The sequence below is a fragment of the Enterobacter cloacae complex sp. CDL013 genome (assembly GCF_049238805.1).
GTDB lineage: Bacteria > Pseudomonadota > Gammaproteobacteria > Enterobacterales > Enterobacteriaceae > Enterobacter > Enterobacter hormaechei_C.
In genome coordinates this window covers 266,379-289,993 of record NZ_JBMKGT010000002.1, presented here as the reverse complement: position 1 = coordinate 289,993, position 23,615 = coordinate 266,379, and the positions used below count along the sequence as shown (strand labels likewise).

The window sequence follows — 23,615 nt, the reverse complement described above, 5'->3', positions numbered from 1 at the left end:
AAATTTTGAATTTTTTTTCTTAATTATTGACATCTCTTCCAGGCCTTACGGCACGAGGACTTAGCCTTTTTTACCCTTTCACAACCTCAATTTAACGTCAAAATCAACCCTTGTACTGAAAAGAATCCTTACTAGAATACTCACCATATAGCGTTCTTCTTATCGCAAAACCCCTATATGTAGTATTTATCCACAGAGTTAGTCACAAGACGGGTCTGTGGATAAGCGGGGGATATTTTTTATTTCACGGACAGGTAAAAACCCACATGAATCAGAGTCTGCTGGTGACAAAGCGCGACGGTACCACCGAGCGTATCAATCTGGACAAAATCCATCGAGTTCTCGACTGGGCAGCAGAAGGACTGAACAACGTATCTATCTCCCAGGTTGAACTGCGTTCTCACATTCAGTTCTACGACGGCATCAAAACGTCTGATATCCACGAAACCATTATCAAAGCAGCGGCAGATCTGATCTCCCGCGACGCACCGGATTATCAGTACCTCGCTGCGCGTCTGGCGATTTTCCACCTGCGTAAAAAAGCCTACGGTCAGTTCGAGCCGCCGAAGCTTTACGATCACGTAGTGAAAATGGTTGAGCTGGGCAAATACGACACGCATCTGCTGGAAGACTATACGGAAGAAGAGTTCGAGCAGATGAACGGGTTTATCGATCACTGGCGCGACATGAACTTCTCCTACGCGGCGGTGAAGCAGCTCGAAGGCAAATACCTGGTTCAGAACCGTGTAACCGGTGAGATCTACGAAAGCGCCCAGTTCCTCTATATTCTGGTGGCCGCCTGCCTGTTCTCTAATTATCCACGCGAAACCCGTCTGGACTACGTGAAGCGTTTCTACGATGCGGTATCAACGTTCAAAATTTCTCTGCCTACGCCAATCATGTCTGGCGTGCGCACCCCTACCCGTCAGTTCAGCTCCTGCGTGCTGATCGAGTGCGGTGACAGCCTGGATTCCATCAACGCGACCTCCAGCGCCATCGTGAAATACGTTTCCCAGCGTGCCGGTATCGGCATCAACGCCGGTCGTATCCGTGCGCTTGGCAGCCCAATCCGCGGCGGTGAAGCGTTCCACACCGGCTGTATCCCGTTCTACAAGCACTTCCAGACGGCAGTAAAATCCTGCTCTCAGGGCGGCGTGCGCGGTGGCGCTGCGACCCTGTTCTACCCGATGTGGCACCTGGAAGTGGAAAGCCTGCTGGTTCTGAAGAACAACCGCGGCGTGGAAGGCAACCGCGTGCGTCACATGGACTACGGCGTGCAGATCAACAAGCTGATGTACACCCGCCTGCTGAAAGGGGAAGACATCACCCTGTTCAGCCCATCCGACGTCCCGGGCCTGTATGACGCGTTCTTCGCCGATCAGGATGAGTTCGAGCGTCTGTACACCAAATATGAAAAAGACGACAGCATCCGTAAGCAGCGCGTGAAGGCGGTCGATCTGTTCTCCCTGATGATGCAGGAACGTGCTTCTACCGGCCGTATCTACATCCAGAACGTTGACCACTGCAACACCCACAGCCCGTTCGATCCGGTGGTTGCGCCAGTGCGCCAGTCTAACCTGTGCCTGGAGATCGCCCTGCCGACCAAACCGCTGGACGATGTGAACGACGAAAACGGCGAAATCGCGCTGTGTACGCTCTCTGCGTTCAACCTGGGTGCCATTAAGAGCCTGGACGAGCTGGAAGAGCTGGCGGTGCTGGCTGTTCGTGCCCTCGACGCCCTGCTGGACTACCAGGATTACCCAATCCCGGCGGCAAAACGCGGCGCAATGGGCCGTCGCACTTTAGGTATCGGCGTAATCAACTTCGCCTACTGGCTGGCGAAAAACGGCAAGCGTTACTCCGACGGCAGCGCCAACAATCTGACGCACCAGACGTTCGAAGCGATCCAGTACTACCTGATGAAAGCCTCTAACGAGCTGGCGAAAGAGCAAGGCGCGTGCCCGTGGTTCAACGAAACCACTTACGCGAAAGGCATTCTGCCGATCGACACCTATAAAAAAGACCTGGATGCGATCGTCAGCGAGCCGCTGCACCTCGACTGGGAAGGCCTGCGCGAGTCCATTAAAACTCACGGCCTGCGTAACTCCACGCTCTCTGCCCTGATGCCGTCCGAAACCTCTTCGCAGATCTCCAACGCCACTAACGGTATTGAGCCACCGCGCGGGCACGTCAGCATTAAAGCGTCGAAAGACGGCGTGCTGCGTCAGGTGGTACCGGATTACGAAACGCTGGGTGACAACTACGAGCTGCTGTGGGAAATGCCAAACAACGACGGCTACCTCCAACTGGTGGGTATCATGCAGAAGTTTATCGACCAGTCGATCTCTGCCAATACCAACTACGACCCGACGCGCTTCCCGTCCGGCAAGGTACCTATGCAGCAGCTGTTGAAAGACCTGCTGACCGCCTACAAATTTGGCGTGAAAACGCTGTACTATCACAACACCCGTGATGGTGCGGAAGACGCCCAGGACGACCTGGCGCCGTCAATTCAGGACGATGGCTGCGAAAGCGGCGCATGTAAGATCTAATAAATTCCCTCACCCTAACCCTCTCCCACAGGGAGAGGGAACTCTTTCCCCCTCTCCCTGTGGGAGAGGGCCGGGGTGAGGGGAAATAACACCACAGGACTCACCGCAATGGCATATACCACCTTTTCACAGACGAAAAACGACCAGCTCAAAGAGCCGATGTTCTTCGGCCAGCCGGTCAACGTGGCACGCTACGATCAGCAAAAATATGACATCTTCGAAAAGCTGATTGAAAAGCAACTCTCCTTCTTCTGGCGTCCGGAAGAAGTTGACGTTTCCCGCGACCGTATCGATTTCCAGGCGCTGCCGGAACACGAAAAGCACATCTTCCTCAGCAACCTGAAGTACCAGACGCTGCTGGACTCCATTCAGGGACGTAGTCCGAACGTGGCGCTGCTGCCGCTAATCTCGATTCCTGAGCTGGAAACCTGGGTAGAAACCTGGGCGTTCTCCGAGACGATCCACTCCCGCTCTTACACCCACATCATCCGCAACATTGTGAACGATCCGGCGGTGGTGTTTGACGATATCGTCACCAACGAACAGATCCAGAAGCGCGCCGAAGGCATTGCGCACTACTACGACGAGCTGATCGAGATGACCAGCTACTGGCATCTGCTGGGCGAAGGCACGCATAACGTGAACGGCAAAACCGTTACCGTAAACCTGCGGGCCCTGAAAAAGCAGCTCTATCTGTGCCTGATGAGCGTCAACGCGCTGGAAGCAATCCGCTTCTACGTGAGCTTCGCCTGCTCCTTCGCCTTTGCCGAGCGCAAGCTGATGGAAGGTAACGCCAAAATTATCCGTCTGATCGCCCGTGACGAAGCCCTGCACCTGACCGGCACCCAGCATATGCTAAACCTGCTGCGCAGCGGTGCGGACGACCCGGAGATGGCGGAAATCGCCGAAGAGTGCAAACAGGAGTGCTACGACCTGTTCTTGCAGGCCGCCCAGCAGGAGAAAGAGTGGGCAGACTACCTGTTCCGCGACGGCTCCATGATTGGCCTGAACAAAGACATTCTGTGCCAGTACGTGGAGTACATCACTAACATCCGCATGCAGGCTGTGGGTCTCGATCTGCCATTCCAGACGCGCTCTAACCCAATTCCGTGGATCAATACCTGGCTGGTGTCCGATAACGTGCAGGTTGCGCCGCAGGAAGTGGAAGTGAGTTCTTATCTGGTCGGTCAGATTGACTCTGAAGTCAACACCGACGACCTGAGCGACTTCCAGCTCTGATGAGCCGCGTAACGCTAAGCCTTTCTGGTACAGAGGTGTTGTGCCATGAAGAGCATCCTTCTCTGCTGGTGGCGCTTGAAGCGCATCAGGTTGAGGTAGAGTACCAGTGTCGTGAAGGCTATTGCGGTTCCTGCCGCTGCCGTCTGGTCGCAGGCCAGGTGGACTGGCTGACCGAACCGCTGGCCTTTATCAGTGAAGGGGAAATTTTGCCCTGCTGCTGCCGGGCAAAAGGCGATATTGAGATCGAGATGTAAAAAAGGGCCTTACGGCCCTTTTTCTATTTTAAGAACGTCACCGCTTTATCCGGGAAATCCGTAAACAGCCCGTCCACGTCCGCCTGCTTATACAACACCTCGTAAAGCTGATTCACATCGGTGGCATATGGCGGCAGCTGATCGGCACGCACCGTGTACGGATGCACCTGCATCTTGCTGGCGTGCGCCTCTTTCACCATCGCCGTCAGCTTCACGTGACCCGGCGTTGCGCCTTCCGCCACCAGCATGTGGTAATCCGGCCCGATGCCGTCGGCGTACTGCGCAATCTGCTTCATCGCGCCCGGCTTAAACATCCAGTCGTAGCTGTAGTTCACCCACTTCCCGTCCGGCTGTTTTTCCTGAGTTTCATTCCAGTCGGTATAGGCAATCAGCTGCACCAGATTGAGATCCATCCCCATCTTCGGCTCCAGCTCAGTTTTGATGCGCTTCAGTTCCGCGGCATCGAAACATTGCAGGAAAACCTTATCCTGCTTGCTGGTGTAGCCGTACTTTTTCAGTACCTCCAGCGTCTTCGCGGCAATGTCCTTCCCTTCCTGATGGTGGAACCATGGGGCTTTGATTTCCGGGTAGATGCCGATGTTTTTACCGGTGGAGTGGTTCAGTCCCTGAACAAACTCAATCTCTTCCTGGAAGGTATGGATCCGGAAGTCAGATTTGCCCATCGGGAAACGTCCCGGATAGACCTGCACCTTCTTGCCGTTTTCAATCTCGAAGCCTTCGGTGAACTTCAGGGAGCGGATCTCCGCCAGCGTGAAGTCGATAGCGTAGTAGCGACCATCTTTACGGGCGCGATCCGGGAAACGCTCCGCCACGTCCGTGACGCGGTCAAGATAATGGTCGTGCAGGACGACCAGCTGGTCGTCCTTCGTCATCACCAGATCCTGCTCCAGATAATCCGCGCCCTGGGCATAGGCCATCGCTTTTGCCGGCAGCGTATGCTCCGGCAGATAACCGCTGGCGCCACGGTGGGCGATCACGATCTTATCTGCCGCCAGCGCGGAGCCTGTCATCAGGCCCGCCAGCAGCAGGCCGGTTGCTAACTGAGTTAATTTCATCGCAATGCTCCTTATTGACGACGCGCCAGCACTTCGGCGTGGTGACGTTTTTCACCAATCATCACAACAACCAGCAGCAGTACCGCCAGCACGCTTCCGCCGATCATCACCATAAAGCCGCCGTCCCAGCCGAAGAAGTCAACGGTATAGCCCACAATGGCGCTCGCCGCGACCGAACCGCCGAGATAGCCGAACAGACCGGTAAAGCCCGCAGCCGTGCCTGCCGCTTTCTTCGGTGCCAGCTCCAGCGCGTGCAGGCCGATCAGCATAACCGGACCATAAATCAGGAAGCCGATGACGATCATACAGGCCATATCCACACCCGGATTACCCGGCGGGTTGAGCCAGTACACTACCGTCGCGATAGTCACCAGGGTCATAAAGAAGACGCCCGTCGCACCGCGGTTGCCCTTAAACACCTTGTCCGACATCCAGCCGCAAATCAGGGTGCCCGGGATACCGGCGTATTCATACAGGAAGTACGCCCAGGAGGATTTATCCAGCGCGAAGTGCTTCACCTCTTTCAGGTAGGTCGGAGACCAGTCCAGAATGCCGTAGCGCAGGAGATAAACGAACACGTTGGCGACCGCGATGTACCACAGCAGCTTGTTCGGCAGGACGTACTTCATGAAGATTTGCTTCGCGGTCAGCTCTTCTTCGTGCTTCTCGCTGTAATCATCCGGATAGTCATTTTTGTACTCTTCAATCGGCGGCAGGCCGCAGGACTGCGGCGTATCGCGCATCAGGGCGAAAGCAATAATCGCCACCAGAATGGCACCAAAGGCAGGCATATAGAGCGCCGCGTGCCAGTCGTTGAACCAGGCCATCCCCAGCAGGAACAGCAGCGGCGGAATACCGCCGCCCACGTTATGGGCGCAGTTCCACACCGACACGATGCCGCCGCGCTCTTTCTGCGACCACCAGTGCACCATGGTGCGTCCGCACGGCGGCCACCCCATTCCCTGGAACCAGCCGCAGAGGAACAGCAGCACGAACATGATGGCAATGCTGGAGGTTGCCCATGGCACAAAGCCCATAAACAGCATCACCGCTGCCGCCAGGATCAGACCGGCAGGCAGGAACACGCGCGGATTCGAGCGATCCGACACGGAACCCATGATGAATTTGGAAAAACCGTAGGCGATGGATATCCCCGACAGCGCGAACCCCAGATCGCCGCGGGAGAAGCCCTGCTCTACCAGGTACGGCATGGCGAGCGCAAAGTTTTTACGTACCAGATAGTACGCCGCATACCCGAAGAAGATCCCGAGGAAGATTTGCCAACGCAGACGGCGGTAGAGAGGATCAATCTCTGCCTCTGGCAGTCGCGCCCGATGTGGCGCAGGTTTAAAGATACTGAGCATAACAGCCTCCGTGGCCTTTCAAAAAATGACCGGGCATCTCGCGCCCGGCTACAGAGGCGGCGATGTTAAGAAATCACGGTGAATGTTACTGTGAATCAACGCACAGATTGTTACAGAAATATGACAGAATGCGCAAAAAAGCGCATGAAATCACGTTTCACTTTCGAATTTCGCGCGTTTATGTTCGAAATCAAACAAACCACACGATCAATGTGGCTAAATGCAAAAAAACGAACATAGAGGAAAGGCAATGACAATTCACGATCCACGCTTCAGCGATGTGATTATCATTGGCGGTGGCGCGACGGGTGCCGGCATCGCACGCGACTGCGCCCTGCGGGGATTGAGCGTCACGCTTCTGGAACGCCACGATATCGCCACCGGCGCGACGGGACGTAACCACGGTCTGTTGCACAGCGGCGCCCGCTATGCGGTCACTGACGCTGAGTCAGCGCGCGAGTGTATCGCTGAAAACCAGATCCTCAGGCGCATCGCCCGCCACTGCGTTGAACCGACCAACGGTCTTTTTATCACCCTTCCAGAAGACGACCTCGGCTTTCAGCAAACCTTTATCACCGCCTGCACGGCGGCAGGCATTCAGGCCGAGGCGATCGATCCTGCGCAGGCGCGCCGTCTTGAACCCTCGGTAAACCCGGCGTTACTGGGCGCGGTAAAAGTACCGGACGGAACCGTTGATCCTTTCCGCCTGACCGCCGCCAATATGCTCGACGCGCGGGAACATGGCGCCCAGATCCTGACCGGGCATCACGTCACCGGGCTTATTCGCGAAGGGAATACCGTGCGCGGAGTGCGCGTGTTTGATGCGCAGTACAACGAACACCGCGAGCTGTATGCCGCCGTCGTGGTCAACGCGGCGGGGATCTGGGGCCAGCGCATCGCGGAATACGCGGACCTGTCGGTGCGCATGTTCCCGGCGAAAGGCTCGCTGCTGATCCTCGACCACCGCATCAATAACCATGTCATCAACCGCTGCCGTAAACCGTCTGACGCCGATATCCTCGTGCCGGGGGACACCATTTCGTTAATCGGCACGACCTCAATGCATGTGGACTACAGCGAAATTGATTACAACCGCGTCACCGCTGAAGAGGTGGATATCCTGCTGCGCGAAGGGGAAAAGCTGGCCCCGGTGATGGCGCAGACGCGTATTCTGCGTGCCTACGCGGGCGTGCGTCCCCTCGTCGCCAGCGATAACGATCCGAGCGGGCGTAACGTCAGCCGCGGCATCGTACTGCTCGATCACGCCGAACGTGACGGCATGGACGGATTTATCACCATTACCGGCGGCAAGCTGATGACCTACCGGCTGATGGCCCAGTGGGCCACCGATGCCGTCTGCCGTAAGCTCGGCAACACCGCGCCGTGCGTGACGGCGGAACAGGCCCTGCCCGGCTCGCAGCAATCGACAGAAAAAACGCTGCACAAAATCATTTCACTCCCTGCCCCGCTTCGCGGTTCGGCTATTTACCGCCACGGCGACCGCACCCCGACCTGGCTCGGTGAAGGGCGACTCAGCCGCAGCCTGGTGTGCGAATGCGAAGCCGTGACCGCAGGCGAGGTGCAGTATGCCGTGGAAAACCTGACGGTGAACAACCTGCTCGATTTACGCCGCCGCACGCGCGTCGGGATGGGCACCTGTCAGGGGGAGCTGTGCGCCTGCCGTGCCGCCGGGCTGCTGCAACGTTTTCACGCCACCACGTCAACCCAGTCGCTTGCCCAACTCAGCGATTTTTTAAACGAGCGCTGGAAAGGCATTCAGCCCGTCGCCTGGGGCGATGCCCTGCGCGAAAGCGAATTTACCCGCTGGGTCTATCAGGGGCTTTGCGGTCTGGAGAAGGAGCACAACCATGAAATTTGATACCGTGATTGTGGGTGGGGGGCTGGCGGGCCTGCTGTGCGGCCTCAAACTGACGCAGCGGGGTCTGCGCTGCGCCATTGTCACTCGCGGTCAGAGTGCTCTGCACTTCTCCTCCGGCTCGCTGGATTTACTGGGCGCGCTATCGTTCGCCGATCTGCCGCCTGAACATCCCTACCGCCTGACGGGCGCAGAGAATATGGCCCGCTTTGCCTGCGAAACCGAACACCTGCTCACTGCCTGCGGCGCACGCATGCAGGGTGACGCCGAGCAAAACCATCAGCGCGTCACGCCACTCGGCACCCTGCGCGCCGCCTGGCTTAGCCCGGAAGAGGTGCCTGTCGCTCCCATCGCTGCCGAGCGCGTGCGGGTGGTGGGGATCAGCGGTTTCCTTGATTTCCAGCCACATCTGGCCGCCGCGTCTCTCAGACAGCAGGGTGTTCAGGTGGATACGGCGGAGATTGATCTCCCCGAACTCGACGTGCTGCGCGAAAACCCCAGCGAGTTTCGTGCGGTGAACATTGCCCGCCTGCTGGATAATGAAAGTTACTGGCCGCAGCTGTACGCGGCGCTTCAACCGCTCGGCGAGACCTGCGACGCCCTGTTTATGCCCGCCTGTTTTGGCTTAACGGACAACCGGCTCTGGCGCTGGCTCTCGGCGCGCCTGCCCTGTACGCTCGGTTTACTGCCGACGCTCCCCCCTTCCGTGCCCGGCATTCGTCTGCATACCCAGCTTCAGCGTCAGTTTGTCGCCCAGGGTGGCGTCTGGATGGCAGGCGACGAAGTGAAAAAAATCACCCTGGCTGAGGGCGCGGTAAGCGATATCTGGACCCGCAACCACGGCGACATCCCGCTTCGCGCACGCTATACGGTGCTGGCAAGCGGCAGTTTCTTCAGTAACGGTCTGCTAAGCAGCCGGGATGGCGTGCGTGAGGCAATACTCGGGCTGGATGTCCGGCAAAGCGCTTCCCGCGCGGACTGGTATCAAAGCGATTTCTTCACCCCGCAGCCCTGGCAGCAGTTCGGCGTGATCGTCGACAGCCAACTGCGCCCGCGGCTGGGCGGGGAACCGGTTGAAAATCTTTACGCCATCGGCTCGGTTCTGGGCGGGTACGATCCCGTGGCGCAGGGCTGCGGTGGCGGCGTCTGCGCCGTCACCGCGCTGCATGTCGCGGAGCAGATTATCCAGCGCAGGGAGAGAGCACAATGAACGACACCCGATTTGAAAGCTGTATCAAATGCACGGTCTGCACCACGGTTTGCCCGGTCAGCGGCGTCGATCCGCGCTATCCCGGCCCGAAACAGGCCGGTCCCGACGGGGAGCGTCTGCGCCTGAAGGATGGCGCGCTCTACGACGAGGCGCTGAAATACTGCATCAACTGCAAACGCTGCGAAGTTGCCTGCCCGTCGGACGTGAAAATAGGCGATATCATCCAGCGCGCCCGCGCCCGCTACAGTACGAAAAAACCGACGCTGCGTGACGCGATACTGAGCCACACCGATCTAATGGGCAGCCTCTCGACGCCTTTCGCACCGGTCGTCAATGCCGCCACCGCCCTGAAGCCGGTGCGCAGGCTGCTGGATGCGACGCTCAAAATCGACCATCACCGCAGTCTGCCGAAATATTCTCACGGCACCTTCCGCCGCTGGTATAAATCCGTGGCGGCAGAACAGGCGCAGTTCGCTGAGCAGGTCGCCTTCTTCCACGGCTGCTACGTGAACTACAACCATCCGCAGCTGGGGAAAGACCTGCTGAAAGTGCTTAACGCCATGGGGACGGGCGTTCAGCTGCTGAGCAAAGAGAAGTGCTGCGGCGTTCCGCTGATTGCCAACGGTTTTACCGACAAAGCGCGCAGGCAGGCGAAAAGCAACGTCACCTCTTTACGCGAGGCGATCGTCGACAAAGGGATACCGGTACTGGCGACGTCGTCAACCTGTACCTTCACGCTGCGCGATGAATATCCGCATCTGCTGGATGTGGATAACACCGGCCTGCGCGAGCACATTGAGCTGGCGACCCGTTTTCTCTGGCGCAAGCTGGACAGCGGGCAGACGTTACCGCTGGGCAAATTGCCGCTGAAGGTGGTGTATCACACGCCATGTCATATGGAGAAGATGGGCTGGTCGATCTATACGCTTGAGCTGCTGCGGCTGATCCCGGGGCTGGAGCTGACGGTGCTGGACTCACGCTGCTGCGGCATCGCTGGCACCTACGGATTCAAGCGTGAAAACTACCCAACGTCACAGGCCATTGGCGCGCCGCTGTTCCGGCAGATTGAAGAGAGCGGCGCAGATATCGTGGTGACGGACTGTGAAACCTGCAAGTGGCAGATCGAGATGTCCACCAGCAAACGCTGTGAACATCCCATTACCTTGCTGGCAAAAGCGCTGGCGTAACCGTTGCCGGGGACACTGCCCCGGCACACTCTCACTCTACGAACAGCGATTCCACGACGTTGATCCAGCCGTGCTCACTGGCGACCTCTTTCCCGTTCAGCCAGCGGCGCAGCATGTTCAGCGCCATCATCGCGCACACCTCCTGACGTACGGCCAGGCTGTGGCGGGTAATGCTCATCCTGACGCGCAGGGCGTGCGTTCCTTCCGGCGTTGCCAGGGCAAAGTTGAGGTGCTCCTCATCCAGCCCGCCCACAAACAGCGCCAGTCCGGCGAAATGCTTCACTCTGCGCTCGGATGCCCAGCGCGCCGTCTGCGCCAGCGTCTCCTGCTGGAACGGCACCACTTCACTGGCCAGCAGCGGCGCACCCGCCCGGGTAAGCTGAAGCGCCAGAAGCCCACCGGTAAACTGCTCGCTTAACGTCACGCTCAGCTGGCGGGACTGCAAATGCGCTGCGATCTGCGCCGGCAGCCCTTCCGTTCCTTCGAAAATCAGGCTTTCCCCGGCGACGCGCCGCACTTCCGGCCACAGTGCCAGCATAGCGGCTTTCTCTGACGCCGGTCCGGTCAGCTTCAGTTCAATAATCGGCATGGAGGAGCGATAGCCCATCGACACGCCGGGAGGCAGTTGCAGGTGATCGAGGCTCTGAGCCAGATCGCTTTCCGAGCGACCAAAGGTGGTCAGACGCAGGCACAGCGGCGGTTCAGGCAGCGTAAAGCGCGCGCGCAGGCGCGGCAGGATCTGCTGCTCGACCATCACTTTAAATTCCGACGGCACACCCGGAGTGAAGAACATCAGGCAGCGGTTCAACTGAACGGCAAACCCGCAGGCGGTGCCGACCGGGTTATCAATCAGTTCCGCGCTGGCGGGAATTTCAGCCTGCTTGCGGTTGCTGGGGGCCATCACGCGGCCACGCCCGGAGAAAAAGCGCTCCATCTGCGCCAGCCACGCCTCGTGCAGGACCAGGCCTTCGCCTTTGGCCGTGGCGGCGGCCAGCGCGCTGAGATCGTCGCTGGTGGGTCCCAGCCCGCCGTTCACAATCAGCACGTCGCAGCGTTCGCTGCGCTCGCGCAGAACGTTGACCAGCGACTCAAGGTTGTCACCTACGGTGTTGCGGCGCGTTAACGGTAATCCTTGCTCAAAGAAGAGATCGGCGAGCCAGGCGGCATTGGTATCAATGATTTGCCCATGAAGCACTTCGTCGCCAGTGGATAACATTTCCACGTTTATCATTGTGTTCTCCCATTTCAATGGTCAAAACACTATAGCGCAATCAAAGACTGGGGGAAGAGAGAAACTGGCGCGACTGAACGCCGCGCCGAGAGGATTAGAAACCGGCGCTAACGCCAACGTACGGGCCGTCTGCCAGGGCGTTGTCGCGGTTGCCGTCTTTACCGGCCAGGTTCAGATAGCGATAACCCGCTTCGATGGTGATTGGACGCACGATGGTCCAGCGCGCGCCGGCGTTAGCTTCCTGATAGCTGTCGATGCCGCTGGAGAGGGAATCAGGAGAGTAGTAGTACTCACCGAACAGGCCAAAGCTGTCGCCAATTTTCCACTGCAAGCCGCCGCCCACTGCCGCCGCGTAGCCTTCGTCGCCGTCGTTCGGGTTGGTGTAAATGCCTTTACCGCCGACGGTCGCCAGGAAGGGACCCAACGGCACGTTGAAGCCGAGGCCCAGGCTTGCCGCATCGCCGTCGTCGTCGTTATGCGTCCAGCCGCCGGTCATTGCCAGGCCTGCGCTGTCCGTGCCAAGACCGAAGCCCAGATGGGTATAATCTTGTCCCGCCGAGCCGTTGAAGGAAATTGCGTTTGCCGCTGCTGAAACAAACATCAGGCCGCTTAAGCCCATTAATGCCACTTTTTTCATTGTCGTGATCCCGCACAATTTATTCAGAGATGTCCAAAAACCGCGAGATTTTAACCTGCCTGCCTGTGTGATCAATGGACTCCGCGTGCGGCAGGCAATTAGTTTGTAACGATTTGATAATAACGGCATTTATATCAGCATCAGAAAGCGCATTTTCACGCTCAGCCCACCCAGATTTTCACTGGGCATCAGCTGAAGATGGCTGCGGTGCAGGCGGGCAATATCGTTAGCCAGCGCCAGGCCAATGCCGGACCCGGCGGCATCACCCACGTTTTCCAGACGATGAAACGGCAGCATGGCCTGGGAGATTTGGTCTTCAGCAATACCCGGTCCGCTGTCCTCCACGCTCAGCTCAACGGCATCGTTAGCCGTGCGCAGGTACACCGTCACGATGCCCTGCTCCGGCGTGTATTTGATCGCGTTCTCCAGCAGGTTGGCGCAGAGTTCACCCAGCAGCACGTCATCACCCTCAATCATTACCGGCTGCTGTACGCCGTCATAACCGAGATCGATACCCTTGCTGCGCGCCTGCGCCAGCCGGGAAAAGCAGCAGTTTTGCACCACCTGCACCAGATCGACAGGGGCAAACTGTCGCTCCCCCTGCTCTTTTCGCTTCACCGCTGAAAGCTGCAACAGCCTTTCCGTCAGCACGATGGTGTTATCCAGCGTGACGTTCATCGCCCGTAAGCTCTCCTGCCACAGGGCCGGATCGTTACGCGTCAGGGCAACCGATACCTGGGTTTTCAGCACCGCCAGCGGCGTTTTGAGCTGGTGTGAGGCGTCAGCATTAAAGCGCGCCTGTCGCGAAAGCACGCCGCGTAACCTGTCGATATAGCGGTTAAATGCCACAATCAGCAGCCGCGTTTCCGACCAGGGCAGCAGCTCCGGCAGCGGGGCCAGTAGCCCGGGCTCACGGCGCACCATCAGCGAAGAGAGCTGCCGCATCGGGCGCAGCACGCGACGCAGCAGCCACGCGGTCAGGACCAGCGTCAGCAGCACCAGCAGCCCCTGCGACACGAGCGAGGAAAACAGCAGCTGAGTGGCCAGATAGCGCCGCGACTGCAACGTTTCGGCGACGTAGATTTCCGCCATGCCGAACACACTCTCCTCGTTAACCGGCTGGAGCAGCTTCGCCACGCGGATCGCCTGCCCGCGATACTCGGTATGATAAAACCACGCCAGCGCCGGATAGTGGGAGGTCCGCGACGTGGAGGGGGGCATATTCGGCAGATCGTCATAGCCGGAGATCGTCCGCCCGTCAGGGTCCACGACCTTGTAGTAGAGGCGATCGTTCATGTTCAGCTCGAAGCTGTCGAGCACGACCCACGGCACGTTCACCTGGAGCTTGCCGTTGTGCACCACCAGCCGCTCTGACACCGTGCGCGCCGAGGATAACAGCGTGCGGTCATAGGCCTGCGTCGCCGCCTGTAGCGCGCTAACGTAGCTGTTAAAGGCTGACAGCCCCCATAACAGCAGCAGCGGCAAACCCAGAAAAAGCAAAAGTTGCAGGTAAAGCGACTGCGGCTTAACCCACTTCATCGCCGCACTCCAGCACGTAGCCCAGCCCCCGGAGGGTGGTGATCCGCACGCCGTTGCCGGTCAGCTTCTTACGCAGGCGGTGAATATAGAGATCGATGCTCTCGGGGCTGACGTCGTCGTTCAGGCTGAACACCTGGTCGAAAAGCTGTTGCCGGGAGACGGGACGGGTCCGGCGGTGCATCAGCACCTTCAGCAAAGAGAGTTCGCGCGGCGTGAGGGAAAGGGGTTCATCGCGCAGCAGAAAAAAGCCTTCATCATCGTACTCCAGCTCTCCCAGCCGCTGGCGCTCCTGGGTTCGCCCTTCACTGCGGCGCAGCAGCGCACGCAGGCGGGCATCAAGCTCCTCCAGCTCGAACGGTTTCGGCAGGTAGTCATCCGCCCCGGCATTCAGCCCCTTAACCCTGTCTGCCACGTTGCTGCGGGCGGTAAGAAACAGCACGGGCAACGTCTGCCCGCGCTTTCTCAGCCGATGCACCACCTCCAGCCCGTCGAAACCGGGCATGCCGATATCAAGGATCGCGACGGCATAGTTTTCTCCCTGCAAAAGATGATCGGCCGCCCGTCCATCGTTGACGCAATCCACGGCAAATCCGTTTTGTACCAGCGCTTTTTCCAGCCAGTGAGCCAGCTCACGATTATCTTCCGCGAGTAAGAGACGCATATCACATCCTGTAAAGTTGGTGTCGCAGTGAAAGGGAAATGAAAGGTTATTGTTTTAACAATCACGCAACGGAACCGCTACAAGGTGGTTCACATAATCAGAAAAAAGACACCCGTACCCGTACTCCCGGTTCTCCGGCGTGAGGATAAACGATGAAAAAACAATTACTTTCTACCCTTGCTGCAAGCGTATTGCTGTTGAGTGCCTCTGTCGTCCAGGCGCAGGACGCGCCATCCCGTACCGAATGTATCGCCCCGGCCAAACCCGGCGGCGGCTTCGACCTGACCTGTAAGCTGATTCAGGTCAGCCTGCTGGAGACGAAGGCCATTGAGAAACCGATGCGCGTTACCTACATGCCCGGCGGCGTGGGCGCGGTAGCCTATAACGCCATCGTCGCCCAGCGCCCTGCCGAAGCGGGCACCGTGGTGGCGTTCTCCGGCGGTTCGCTGCTGAACCTGTCACAGGGGAAATTTGGTCGTTATGACGTGAATGACGTGCGCTGGCTCGCCACCGTAGGCACCGATTACGGCATGATCGCCGTGCGCGCGGACTCTCCGTGGAAATCCCTCAAAGATCTGCTTACCGCCATGGAAAAAGATCCGAACAGCGTGGTCATTGGCGCGGGCGCCTCTATTGGCAGCCAGGACTGGATGAAAGCCGCGCTGCTGGCGCAGCAGGCCAAAGTGGATCCGCACAAGATGCGTTACGTGGCCTTTGAAGGCGGCGGCGAGCCGGTGACGGCGCTGATGGGCAATCACGTCCAGGCGGTATCGGGCGATCTCAGCGAAATGGTGCCCTACCTGAGCGGGGATAAGATCCGCGTGCTGGCGGTCTTCTCAGAAAACCGTCTGCCGGGCCAGCTGGCAGACGTCCCAACCGCCAAAGAGCAGGGTTATAACCTGGTCTGGCCGATCATCCGCGGCTTCTTCGTCGGGCCAAAAGTGACCGACGCCGAATACCAGTGGTGGGTGGATACCTTCGCAAAACTTCAGCAAACCGAGGAGTTCAAAAAACAGCGCGATCTGCGCGGGCTGTTTGAGTTCAACCTGAACGGCAAGCAGCTGGACGAGTATGTCAAAAAACAGGTGAATGACTACCGCGTACAGGCGAAAGCCTTTGGTCTGGCGAAATAACCGGAGGCGCTATGAGCGATCGCATTTTTGCCGGGATATGGCTGCTGCTCTGCATTGGCGGCATGTTCGTCGCCTGGCAGATCCACAGCGAATACAGCTATGAACCCGTGGGGCCACGCCCCTTTCCCGTCGGCATTGTCGGCCTGATGCTGCTCTGCTCGGTAGCGCTGCTGCTGCGCCATCCGGATACCGTGGAGTGGCCGCCACGCCGAACGCTGCAACGTCTGCTGGTAATGGTGATTGTCCTGCTGATGTACGCGTGGGGCTTTGAATGGCTCGGCTTCCCGATTGCCACCGCCCTGCTGACGATGGTGATTGGCATACTATTTAACGCCTCGCTGCCTGCGGCGGGGATCTCCGGGGTCGTACTGGGCATTTTACTCTGGTACGCCTTCGACCGCCTGCTGGACGTGACCCTGCCGCTTGGCGCATGGTTTAACTAACGGAGCACGCTATGGATACCTGGATCTATCTCTCTCAGGGGTTCGCGGTAGCGATGACCCCGGAAAACCTGGTGATCGCCCTGATCGGCTGTTTCGTCGGGACCATCGTCGGCCTGCTGCCGGGCCTTGGACCTATCAACGGCGTGGCGATTTTACTGCCGCTGGCCTTTGCGCTGCACCTGCCTGCGGAATCGGCGCTGATCCTGCTGGCGACGGTTTATATCGGCTGCGAATACGGGGGGCGTATTTCCTCGATTCTGCTTAACGTGCCCGGCGATGCCGCCGCCATTATGACCGCGCTGGATGGCTATCCAATGGCGCAGCAGGGACGCGGCGGCGTGGCGCTCTCTATTTCCGCCGTCAGCTCGTTCTTTGGCTCCCTGATCGCCATTGGCGGCATCATCCTCTTCGCCCCGGCGCTGGCCCAGTGGTCGCTGGCGTTTGGTCCGGCCGAGTATTTTGCCCTGATGGTGTTCGCCATCGCCTGTCTCGGCAGCATGATGGCGCAGAATCCGCTGAAGTCGTTTTTGTCTGCGTTGATTGGCCTCAGTCTGGCCACCGTCGGCGTGGATGCCAACACCGGGGTTTATCGTTTTACCTTCGACAGCGTTCATCTCTCCGACGGCGTGCAGTTTATCGTCGTGGTGATTGGTCTGTTCTCTGTCTCAGAAATCTTACTGATGCTGGAACATACCAGCAGCGGGCAGACGCTGGTGCGTAAAACCGGACGTATGCTCTTTAATGCCAAAGAGGGGGCGCAGTGTGTGGGTGCCACCCTGCGTTCGTCGGTGATCGGTTTCTTCGTCGGCATTCTGCCCGGCGCGGGGGCTACTATCGCCAGCGCCATCACCTACATGACCGAGAAAAAGCTGAGCGGTAACAGCGACAGCTTCGGCAAAGGCGATATCCGCGGCGTGGCGGCGCCGGAGGCGGCGAATAACGCCTCGGCCTGCGGCTCGTTTATCCCGATGCTGACCCTCGGCGTGCCGGGCTCCGGCACCACGGCGGTAATGATGGGCGCGCTGACGCTCTATAACATCACCCCGGGTCCGGCGATGTTTACCGAGCAGCCCGATATCGTCTGGGGTTTAATTGCCGCCCTGCTGATCGCCAACGTGATGTTGCTGGTAATGAACATCCCGCTGATCGGCCTGTTCACCCGCATGCTGACCATTCCCCTGTGGTTCCTGGTCCCGGCCATCGCCGCCGTCTCTGCGGTTGGGGTGTACGCGGTGCACAGCACCACCTTCGACCTGGTGTTGATGGTGCTGCTCGGCGTGCTGGGCTACATTCTGCGCAAGATGCACTTCCCGATGTCGCCGCTGATTTTAGGGTTTGTGCTGGGGGAAATGCTGGAGCAGAACCTGCGCCGCGCCCTCTCCATCAGCAACGGCAACATGGGGATCCTGTGGGAGAGCAGCGTAACGAAGATCCTGCTGGCAATGGCGATTATGGTGATTGTCGTGCCGCCGGTGCTGCGCTGGATCCGCCGACGCCAGCACAAACCGCAGCCGGATATCGGCTGATTAGCCCCTCAACAGGGCATTGACCCACTGCTTTAACGCCTGGCGGGAGATTTTAATCCCGCCATTTTTCAGTTCTGACGGCAGCGCTAGCCAGTGTACCGGCTGCTCAAAGCGCGCCAGCCTGCGCTGAACCCACTCCGGCAGCAGCGTGATATCCGTGCCCGGCTCGCATTCCACTACCGCCACCGGACGTTGCCCGTACTCAGCATCATCCAGCGGAACGACAAACGCCTGGCTTACCTGCGGATGCGTGGCGATAACGCGCTCCAGCGCTTCCGGCTGGATCCCTTCTCCGCCGCTGAAAAAGAGATTGTCCATTCGGCCCAGAATGGTCAGGCGTCCGTCATGCCACTCGCCGCGATCGCGGGTGGCGAACCAGCCCTGCGCATTGACCAGCGGCAATAATGCGCCGTCTCGCCAGTAGCCCGCCGCCATGCTTTCCGCCCGGATCCAGACTTCACCGTTTACCACCTGAACGTCTCTGCCCGGCAGCGCGCTGCCCACGTCCGGCGCGCCGTCGGCCTCTTTGGCGCAGACGGTGGAGGCGAACTCGGTCAGACCGTAGCCGCAGAATGTACGGATCCTCTGCTCGCGCGCCTGTTCGGTCAGCGCAACGGGGATTTCCGCCCCGCCGAGCAGCACGGCTTTCAGCGCGACGGGATGGTGTGAATTAAGCAGCCGCCACAGCTGCGTTGGCACCAGCGAGGCGTGGGTACAGCCCTGTAGCGCCTGCTCAAGCGGCTGTTTTTCGCGTACGGTGAGACGGCCTCCGCCCTGTAACCAGCGCCACAAAATCCCCTGACCGGAGACGTGAAACAGCGGCAGAGAGAGCAGCCAGTCGTCGCTTTCGCCGTAAGGCATCAGCGCCAGCACCCCTTTTGCGCTGGCAAGGTGGGCGGCACAGGTGTGCACCGCCGCTTTTGGCAAACCGGTGGAGCCGGAGGTGAGCGTCATTGAGGCCAGTCGTTCTGCCCGCCACGTCACGCCCCCCTGCCCCTCGCCCTCTCTTAATGCCAGCGCGGGCAGACCGTCATACTCACCGTTAAGCACCAGCGCAAAACGCAGGGTCATCTGCGGCAGGAGGACGTCCAGCAGCGGACGGGGAAGCTGAGGGTTCACCGGCAAAATGCGGGCGCCGCACTGAAGCAGAGCCAGCCAGGCCAGCAGGGTCTGCGGGTGGTTGTGGGCGAGCAGCATGACGCCGTCACCGTCAGCAACGCCCTGAGACTGAAAACCGGCTGCCAGACGATCGATACGCTTGCCCAGCTGAGTCCAACTGAGCGTTACATCGTCTAAACGCAGCGCGGGTTTATCGGCACGCCGGGTGCGCCAGTGCCGCCACGGCCAGTCGGTAAAACTCATCGCAATGGCTCCAGCGCCCCGACGTCGAGGCACGGCAAGGTGCTGCCAGGCCACTGGCGAATCAGCTGGGCCTGCATCAGGTTTAGCGTATCGAGACCGGGAACGGTGTCCGGCGTTAACCATGCAGCGATGCGCGCCAGCTGCGTCAGGCCGAGGCTGGATTCGATGGATGAACTGATCACCGCCGTCAGCCCTGCGGCATGGGCCGCCGCAACCTGCTCGCGCACCTTGTCGAGGCTGCCGGTCAGCGTTGGCTTAATCACCACGGCCCTGACGCCCGGCTCGGCGGCAAACGCGAAATCGGCTTCGCGCAGGCTCTCATCCCAGGCGATGGCGATGCCGGTTTCCCGGGCGAAGGCGCGAGAGTCGTCGCGCGTTTTGCACGGCTCTTCGAGAAACGCGATGCGGCTGCGGTACGCCGGGTTGACGTACTTCGCAAACTGCTGCGCCCTGAGCGGTGTCCAGGCGCGGTTGGCGTCCAGGCGCAGGTGCAGATCGGGAATGGCTTCCAGTAACAGATTAACCACCATCCCGTCGCGCACCGCTTCGTACAGGCCGACCTTTATTTTCGCCACCTTCTCGCCAGGCATCGCGGAAAGGAGCGCGAAAAGTTCATCCGGATCGCCAGTACAGAGCGGCGCGGCGCGATAGTTCGCCGCCTCCGGCAAACTGCCGTCCAGCTCTGCCAGCGCGCAGCTGATGCCGAACGCGACGGAAGGAACGTCCGGCAGCGCCGGATCTTCTCCCTCGCGCCAGGGGTGCGTCCAGGCCATCAGCGCGGCCTGCGCCTCGTCGAGCGTTTCCAGGCTAAAGCCCGGAAGCGGGGCGATTTCGCCCCACCCTTCCCGCTCGCCCTGCCGGAGATGCATGAAAAAGCCGTCACGGGTTTTTAACCGCCGTTCACGCAGCACCACGCCCGCGTCCATCGGTATCTGCCAGCGGTAAACCTGCGCTCGACGCATTACGGGTTCCGTTTGTATTTGCTGAAGTCCGGCTGGCGTTTTTCGTTGAACGCGTTGCGCCCTTCCTGACCCTCTTCGGTCATATAGAACAGCATGGTGGCGTTACCTGCCAGCTCCTGAAGGCCCGCCTGACCGTCACAGTCGGCGTTGAGGGCCGCTTTCAGGCAGCGCAGCGCCATTGGGCTGTTTTGCAGCATTTCGCGACACCAGCGCACGGTCTCTTTTTCCAGATCGGCGATCGGCACCACGGTGTTAACCAGCCCCATATCCAGCGCTTCCTGCGCATTGTACTGACGGCACAGGAACCAGATTTCGCGGGCTTTTTTCTGGCCGACAATGCGCGCCATATAGGACGCGCCCCAGCCGCCGTCGAAAGAGCCGACTTTCGGGCCAGTCTGACCGAAAATGGCATTTTCCGCCGCGATCGTCAGGTCACACATCATGTGCAGCACGTGACCGCCGCCGATGGAATACCCTGCCACCATCGCGACCACCGGTTTTGGACAGGTGCGGATCTGGCGCTGGAAATCCAGCACGTTCAGGTGGTGCGTGCCCGCATCATCCTGGTATCCGCCGTAGTCACCGCGGACTTTCTGATCGCCGCCGGAGCAGAAGGCTTTCTCCCCTTCCCCGGTGAGGATGATGACGCCGACAGTGTCGTCATAGCGGGCATCCGCCAGCGCCTGGATCATCTCTTTTACGGTCAACGGACGAAACGCGTTGCGCACCTGTGGACGGTTGATGGTGATTTTGGCGATACCATCGGCGGATTTGTGGTAACGAATGTCGGTATAGCCTTCGGAGCAGTCCTGCCATTCAACCGGCGCGTAAAGCATGTGTTCATCAGGATAGATCATAGCGTGTCCTTTGTTCGATAACGCAGTATCTGAGCCAGACTCGCGGCAACCGCTTCCGGGTTGTCCCGGTGGGCGTTGTGTCCGGCGTGAGGGATAGCATGACGCGTGGCGTTAAGTTCAGCGGCGATAGCTGCAAACTTCCCGTCACGTTCGCCATAGAGATAGTCAAAAGAAAAATCACGCGCGGTGAGCGCGGGACGTAAATCAGGCTGAACGGCAAGCGAGGTGGCTTCCAGCATCTCTGCCAGCCTCGGGCCGTTGTTCCGGCTGCGCAGCGCGATCAGCGCCTTGCGCTGTTCATCAGTAAGGGAGGCAAAGACCGGCTGTTGATACCAGTCGGCAAAGACGGCCTCCAGCGGCTCACTGCGTAAACGTGATGCCCAGCGGCGGTCAGAGGTCAGCCGCGCCTGGCGCGCATCGGGGTCTTGCAGGCCCGGGTGTCCACCTTCCACAATAACCCCGTCTAACCCCGCTGGATGCTGGCAGGCATGGAACATCGCAATGCGGCCGCCGAGGGAGTACCCTATCAGCCAGCACTTTAGTATGTTGTAACTAAAAAGGGTATGCGTGAGCAAATCGCTCACCTCTGCAAACCCCGTCACGTCAGTATCCGCTGAACCACCGTGCCCGGGCAGGTCAAGGTAGAGCCGGGGGTAGTCATGCAGCGACGCCCCGACAGCCTGCCACTCGCGACAGTCGCCGGAAAAACCATGCAGGAAAACCAGCCAGGGGTAGCCTGGATTTCCTGGCTGGGTGACGCCTGCGAGGATCACAGGTGACTCACCTGCGCCAGCAGATGTTGCAGCTTCTGCGCGCCGTCAGCATCGTTTACCACCAGCTCAATGAGCGTCGCGCCAGGCTGCCGCCAGGCGGTGCTCAGCGCCGTTTCCAGATCGTCCCAGCTTTCCGGGCGATGGTATTTAAGGCTGAACATGGCGGCGGCGTGTTCGAACTGCACGTTTTGCGGCATCAGATAGAAGCGCTCACGTTCGCTTTGCGGCGTCGGCAGCAACGAGAAAATCTGCCCGCCGTTATTGTTCACAACAATCAGCACGAACGGGGCCGACGCCTGACGCAGGAGCGCCAGCGCGTTGAGATCGTAGAGGGCTGAGAGATCCCCCACAATCGCCAGCGTGGATTTCGCGCTGGCCCTCTGTACGCCAGCGGCGGTGGAGATCAGGCCGTCAATGCCGCTCGCGCCCCGGTTGCTGTACACCGGATAACCCGCCGGCAGCTGCGAAAAGGCGTCAATCAGGCGCACCACCAGGCTGTTACCGACAAAAAGTTGTCCCTGCTCGGGAAGATATTTGCGGATATGGTGCGCCAGCCCGGCTTCACTGAACGCCTCGCACTGCGCTTTGGTGAGTTCCCACGCCTGACGTGACAGCGCCGGGATCTCCACCGCCCAGGGTTTGCGTTTTTCCGCCGGATGCAATTCCAGCCAGCTGTTAATATCGCTCACCAGGCGGCGGCCACGATGGTGCGCCGGGTCAAGGCGTCCTTCGAGCGGGTCCACCAGCCAGTACTCTTCAGGCGTACAGGTGGCCTGCCACTGGAGCAGACGCTTCCCCGTCAGGCTCGATCCCAGCTGGACGACAATCTGCGCCTGCGCCAGCTCGGTGACCGCTTTCGCGTTCCCCAGCCAGAGGTCGGCGCAGGGCAGCGGCTGGCCCGTCTGGGAAAGCACGTCACCAATCAGCGGCCAGCCAAGCGTTTGTGCCCACTCCGCCGCAAGCTTACCTTCCGCCGCACTCATCCGCCCGGCTATCACCACGCCGCGCTTCTGACGCCAGAAGAACCAGTCGCGCTGTTTAGCGCTTTCCAGATGCGTCTGCTCGCGCAGCCAGGTTTTTTCGCTCTCCCACCAGTCTCCCAGCTGCTGTTGCCAGACGAGGCCAGTATCGTTCATTTCACCGTACAGCGGCTCGGCAAACGGGCAGTTAATGTGTAGCCCGCCGCTGCGCAGTGCGTTCATGGCGTGGTCGAGGGTTGAGACCAGCCAGCTGGCGGGAATGTCCTGGGTGGGGCGCGGCAACGAGACCGTCTGTGAAGGATGCGAGGCAAAAATGCCAGGCTGACGAATAGCCTGGTTAGCGCCGCAGTCGATAAGTTCCGGGGGACGGTCGGCGGTGAGTAAAATCAGCTTTTCACCGGTTAATCCCGCTTCAATCAGCGCCGGATAGAGGTTCGCCACCGCCGTGCCGGAGGTGACGATCACCGCCACGGGCGCTTTACTGACTTTCGCCAGCCCGAGCGCCAGATGGCCCAGACCACGCTCATCAAAATGGGTGTGGTGAATAAAAGCCCGGTTTTCCGCGGCAGCAAGGGTGAGCGGCGTGGAGCGAGAGCCCGGGGCAATACACACATGCCTGACACCATGACGGGTCAGGGCTTCAAGGATCACCGCCGCCCAGCGTCGGTTAAAAGAACTTACTGACATGAGATTGTCCAGTATCAAGAATGCGACACAGTATAAATAATAGAAAAAGTCAGAATTTTGATATGA

The 23,615-nt window shown here is 59.5% G+C and carries 20 protein-coding genes; 9 read left to right on the top strand and 11 right to left on the bottom strand.

Annotated features, from left to right (window positions below; all coding sequences use genetic code 11):
* The first annotated feature begins 266 nt into the window (after positions 1-266).
* From nrdA to yfaE, 3 genes are all read left to right on the top strand, one after another.
* The gene (gene nrdA / locus ACOTXD_RS04420; RefSeq protein WP_003859415.1) at positions 267-2,552 is read left to right on the top strand and encodes a class 1a ribonucleoside-diphosphate reductase subunit alpha; all 2,286 of its coding nucleotides are present in this window, start codon (positions 267-269) and stop codon (positions 2,550-2,552) included.
* 108 nt (positions 2,553-2,660) lie between these two features.
* Complete coding sequence (gene nrdB / locus ACOTXD_RS04415; protein ID WP_023314567.1) at positions 2,661-3,791, top strand: class Ia ribonucleoside-diphosphate reductase subunit beta; 1,131 nt, start codon at positions 2,661-2,663, stop codon at positions 3,789-3,791.
* On the top strand, positions 3,791-4,045 hold the full coding sequence (yfaE, locus tag ACOTXD_RS04410; protein ID WP_061856628.1) for a class I ribonucleotide reductase maintenance protein YfaE: 255 nt from the start codon (positions 3,791-3,793) through the stop codon (positions 4,043-4,045). Before nrdB ends, yfaE begins: the two co-directional genes overlap by 1 nt.
* A 23-nt stretch (positions 4,046-4,068) precedes the next feature.
* On the opposite strand, the gene glpQ is transcribed toward yfaE, so the two are convergent.
* Positions 4,069-5,121 carry a glycerophosphodiester phosphodiesterase gene (gene glpQ / locus ACOTXD_RS04405; protein ID WP_126296724.1) on the bottom strand — a complete coding sequence of 351 codons (1,053 nt, stop codon included), beginning with the start codon at positions 5,119-5,121 and terminating at the stop codon, positions 4,069-4,071.
* An 11-nt stretch (positions 5,122-5,132) separates the two neighbouring features.
* Positions 5,133-6,485, bottom strand: a complete 1,353-nt coding sequence (glpT, locus tag ACOTXD_RS04400) for a glycerol-3-phosphate transporter (protein WP_021241541.1) — start codon at positions 6,483-6,485, stop codon at positions 5,133-5,135.
* Positions 6,486-6,735: 250 nt separating this feature from the next.
* Here glpT and glpA point away from each other — a divergent pair, with 250 nt between their 5' ends.
* From glpA to glpC, 3 genes are read left to right on the top strand one after another with little or no spacing between them, the layout of a single operon-like run.
* Positions 6,736-8,364 (top strand): anaerobic glycerol-3-phosphate dehydrogenase subunit A, encoded by a 1,629-nt coding sequence (gene glpA, locus ACOTXD_RS04395; protein ID WP_015572285.1) that lies wholly within the window; start codon positions 6,736-6,738, stop codon positions 8,362-8,364.
* Positions 8,354-9,571 carry a glycerol-3-phosphate dehydrogenase subunit GlpB gene (gene glpB / locus ACOTXD_RS04390; protein WP_003859428.1) on the top strand — a complete coding sequence of 406 codons (1,218 nt, stop codon included), beginning with the start codon at positions 8,354-8,356 and terminating at the stop codon, positions 9,569-9,571. Before glpA ends, glpB begins: the two co-directional genes overlap by 11 nt.
* Positions 9,568-10,758 (top strand): anaerobic glycerol-3-phosphate dehydrogenase subunit GlpC, encoded by a 1,191-nt coding sequence (gene glpC, locus ACOTXD_RS04385; protein WP_047653838.1) that lies wholly within the window; start codon positions 9,568-9,570, stop codon positions 10,756-10,758. Before glpB ends, glpC begins: the two co-directional genes overlap by 4 nt.
* A 31-nt stretch (positions 10,759-10,789) precedes the next feature.
* On the opposite strand, the gene ACOTXD_RS04380 is transcribed toward glpC, so the two are convergent.
* From ACOTXD_RS04380 to tctD, 4 genes are all read right to left on the bottom strand, one after another.
* Positions 10,790-11,989 carry a nicotinamide mononucleotide deamidase-related protein YfaY gene (locus ACOTXD_RS04380; RefSeq protein ID WP_032609731.1) on the bottom strand — a complete coding sequence of 400 codons (1,200 nt, stop codon included), beginning with the start codon at positions 11,987-11,989 and terminating at the stop codon, positions 10,790-10,792.
* 94 nt (positions 11,990-12,083) lie between these two features.
* A complete protein-coding gene (locus ACOTXD_RS04375; protein WP_045331086.1) occupies positions 12,084-12,626 on the bottom strand; it encodes a YfaZ family outer membrane protein in 543 nt (180 codons plus the stop codon).
* Between the two features lie 129 nt (positions 12,627-12,755).
* Positions 12,756-14,165 carry a sensor histidine kinase gene (locus tag ACOTXD_RS04370; RefSeq protein ID WP_023314574.1) on the bottom strand — a complete coding sequence of 470 codons (1,410 nt, stop codon included), beginning with the start codon at positions 14,163-14,165 and terminating at the stop codon, positions 12,756-12,758.
* Positions 14,152-14,826 carry a transcriptional regulator TctD gene (gene tctD / locus ACOTXD_RS04365; protein WP_061856631.1) on the bottom strand — a complete coding sequence of 225 codons (675 nt, stop codon included), beginning with the start codon at positions 14,824-14,826 and terminating at the stop codon, positions 14,152-14,154. The genes ACOTXD_RS04370 and tctD overlap by 14 nt, the downstream gene beginning before the upstream one ends.
* Before the next feature lie 152 nt (positions 14,827-14,978).
* Between tctD and ACOTXD_RS04360 the strand changes: the two genes are divergently transcribed.
* From ACOTXD_RS04360 to ACOTXD_RS04350, 3 genes are read left to right on the top strand one after another with little or no spacing between them, the layout of a single operon-like run.
* Positions 14,979-15,959, top strand: a complete 981-nt coding sequence (locus ACOTXD_RS04360) for a Bug family tripartite tricarboxylate transporter substrate binding protein (protein WP_023314576.1) — start codon at positions 14,979-14,981, stop codon at positions 15,957-15,959.
* 11 nt (positions 15,960-15,970) lie between these two features.
* A complete protein-coding gene (locus ACOTXD_RS04355) occupies positions 15,971-16,402 on the top strand; it encodes a tripartite tricarboxylate transporter TctB family protein (protein ID WP_003859443.1) in 432 nt (143 codons plus the stop codon).
* Between the two features lie 11 nt (positions 16,403-16,413).
* On the top strand, positions 16,414-17,928 hold the full coding sequence (locus ACOTXD_RS04350; protein ID WP_003859445.1) for a tripartite tricarboxylate transporter permease: 1,515 nt from the start codon (positions 16,414-16,416) through the stop codon (positions 17,926-17,928).
* On the opposite strand, the gene menE is transcribed toward ACOTXD_RS04350, so the two are convergent.
* Genes menE through menD form a run of 5 tightly spaced genes read right to left on the bottom strand, consistent with a single transcriptional unit; the run spans position 17,929 to position 23,549 of the window.
* The gene (gene menE, locus ACOTXD_RS04345; RefSeq protein ID WP_421766374.1) at positions 17,929-19,290 is read right to left on the bottom strand and encodes an o-succinylbenzoate--CoA ligase; all 1,362 of its coding nucleotides are present in this window, start codon (positions 19,288-19,290) and stop codon (positions 17,929-17,931) included.
* Positions 19,287-20,252, bottom strand: coding sequence for an o-succinylbenzoate synthase (menC, locus tag ACOTXD_RS04340; RefSeq protein ID WP_421766373.1), 966 nt, complete (start codon positions 20,250-20,252; stop codon positions 19,287-19,289). The genes menE and menC overlap by 4 nt, the downstream gene beginning before the upstream one ends.
* Positions 20,252-21,109 carry a 1,4-dihydroxy-2-naphthoyl-CoA synthase gene (gene menB / locus ACOTXD_RS04335; protein WP_023314580.1) on the bottom strand — a complete coding sequence of 286 codons (858 nt, stop codon included), beginning with the start codon at positions 21,107-21,109 and terminating at the stop codon, positions 20,252-20,254. The genes menC and menB overlap by 1 nt, the downstream gene beginning before the upstream one ends.
* Entirely contained in the window at positions 21,106-21,882 is a 777-nt protein-coding gene (gene menH, locus ACOTXD_RS04330; RefSeq protein ID WP_061856633.1) for a 2-succinyl-6-hydroxy-2,4-cyclohexadiene-1-carboxylate synthase, read from the bottom strand. Before menH ends, menB begins: the two co-directional genes overlap by 4 nt.
* The gene (gene menD, locus ACOTXD_RS04325) at positions 21,879-23,549 is read right to left on the bottom strand and encodes a 2-succinyl-5-enolpyruvyl-6-hydroxy-3-cyclohexene-1-carboxylic-acid synthase (RefSeq protein WP_061856634.1); all 1,671 of its coding nucleotides are present in this window, start codon (positions 23,547-23,549) and stop codon (positions 21,879-21,881) included. Before menD ends, menH begins: the two co-directional genes overlap by 4 nt.
* Positions 23,550-23,615: the final 66 nt, after the last annotated feature.

Excerpts from the sequence above, each read along its gene's own strand:
- nrdA (WP_003859415.1), top strand. The coding sequence starts at position 267 with ATGAATCAGAGTCTGCTGGTGACAAAGCGCGACGGTACCACCGAGCGT.
- nrdB (WP_023314567.1), top strand. The coding sequence starts at position 2,661 with ATGGCATATACCACCTTTTCACAGACGAAAAACGACCAGCTCAAAGAG.
- yfaE (WP_061856628.1), top strand. The coding sequence starts at position 3,791 with ATGAGCCGCGTAACGCTAAGCCTTTCTGGTACAGAGGTGTTGTGCCAT.
- glpQ (WP_126296724.1), bottom strand. The coding sequence starts at position 5,121 with ATGAAATTAACTCAGTTAGCAACCGGCCTGCTGCTGGCGGGCCTGATG.
- glpT (WP_021241541.1), bottom strand. The coding sequence starts at position 6,485 with ATGCTCAGTATCTTTAAACCTGCGCCACATCGGGCGCGACTGCCAGAG.
- glpA (WP_015572285.1), top strand. The coding sequence starts at position 6,736 with ATGACAATTCACGATCCACGCTTCAGCGATGTGATTATCATTGGCGGT.
- glpB (WP_003859428.1), top strand. The coding sequence starts at position 8,354 with ATGAAATTTGATACCGTGATTGTGGGTGGGGGGCTGGCGGGCCTGCTG.
- glpC (WP_047653838.1), top strand. The coding sequence starts at position 9,568 with ATGAACGACACCCGATTTGAAAGCTGTATCAAATGCACGGTCTGCACC.
- ACOTXD_RS04380 (WP_032609731.1), bottom strand. The coding sequence starts at position 11,989 with ATGATAAACGTGGAAATGTTATCCACTGGCGACGAAGTGCTTCATGGG.
- ACOTXD_RS04375 (WP_045331086.1), bottom strand. The coding sequence starts at position 12,626 with ATGAAAAAAGTGGCATTAATGGGCTTAAGCGGCCTGATGTTTGTTTCA.
- ACOTXD_RS04370 (WP_023314574.1), bottom strand. The coding sequence starts at position 14,165 with ATGAAGTGGGTTAAGCCGCAGTCGCTTTACCTGCAACTTTTGCTTTTT.
- tctD (WP_061856631.1), bottom strand. The coding sequence starts at position 14,826 with ATGCGTCTCTTACTCGCGGAAGATAATCGTGAGCTGGCTCACTGGCTG.
- ACOTXD_RS04360 (WP_023314576.1), top strand. The coding sequence starts at position 14,979 with ATGAAAAAACAATTACTTTCTACCCTTGCTGCAAGCGTATTGCTGTTG.
- ACOTXD_RS04355 (WP_003859443.1), top strand. The coding sequence starts at position 15,971 with ATGAGCGATCGCATTTTTGCCGGGATATGGCTGCTGCTCTGCATTGGC.
- ACOTXD_RS04350 (WP_003859445.1), top strand. The coding sequence starts at position 16,414 with ATGGATACCTGGATCTATCTCTCTCAGGGGTTCGCGGTAGCGATGACC.
- menE (WP_421766374.1), bottom strand. The coding sequence starts at position 19,290 with ATGAGTTTTACCGACTGGCCGTGGCGGCACTGGCGCACCCGGCGTGCC.
- menC (WP_421766373.1), bottom strand. The coding sequence starts at position 20,252 with ATGCGTCGAGCGCAGGTTTACCGCTGGCAGATACCGATGGACGCGGGC.
- menB (WP_023314580.1), bottom strand. The coding sequence starts at position 21,109 with ATGATCTATCCTGATGAACACATGCTTTACGCGCCGGTTGAATGGCAG.
- menD (WP_061856634.1), bottom strand. The coding sequence starts at position 23,549 with ATGTCAGTAAGTTCTTTTAACCGACGCTGGGCGGCGGTGATCCTTGAA.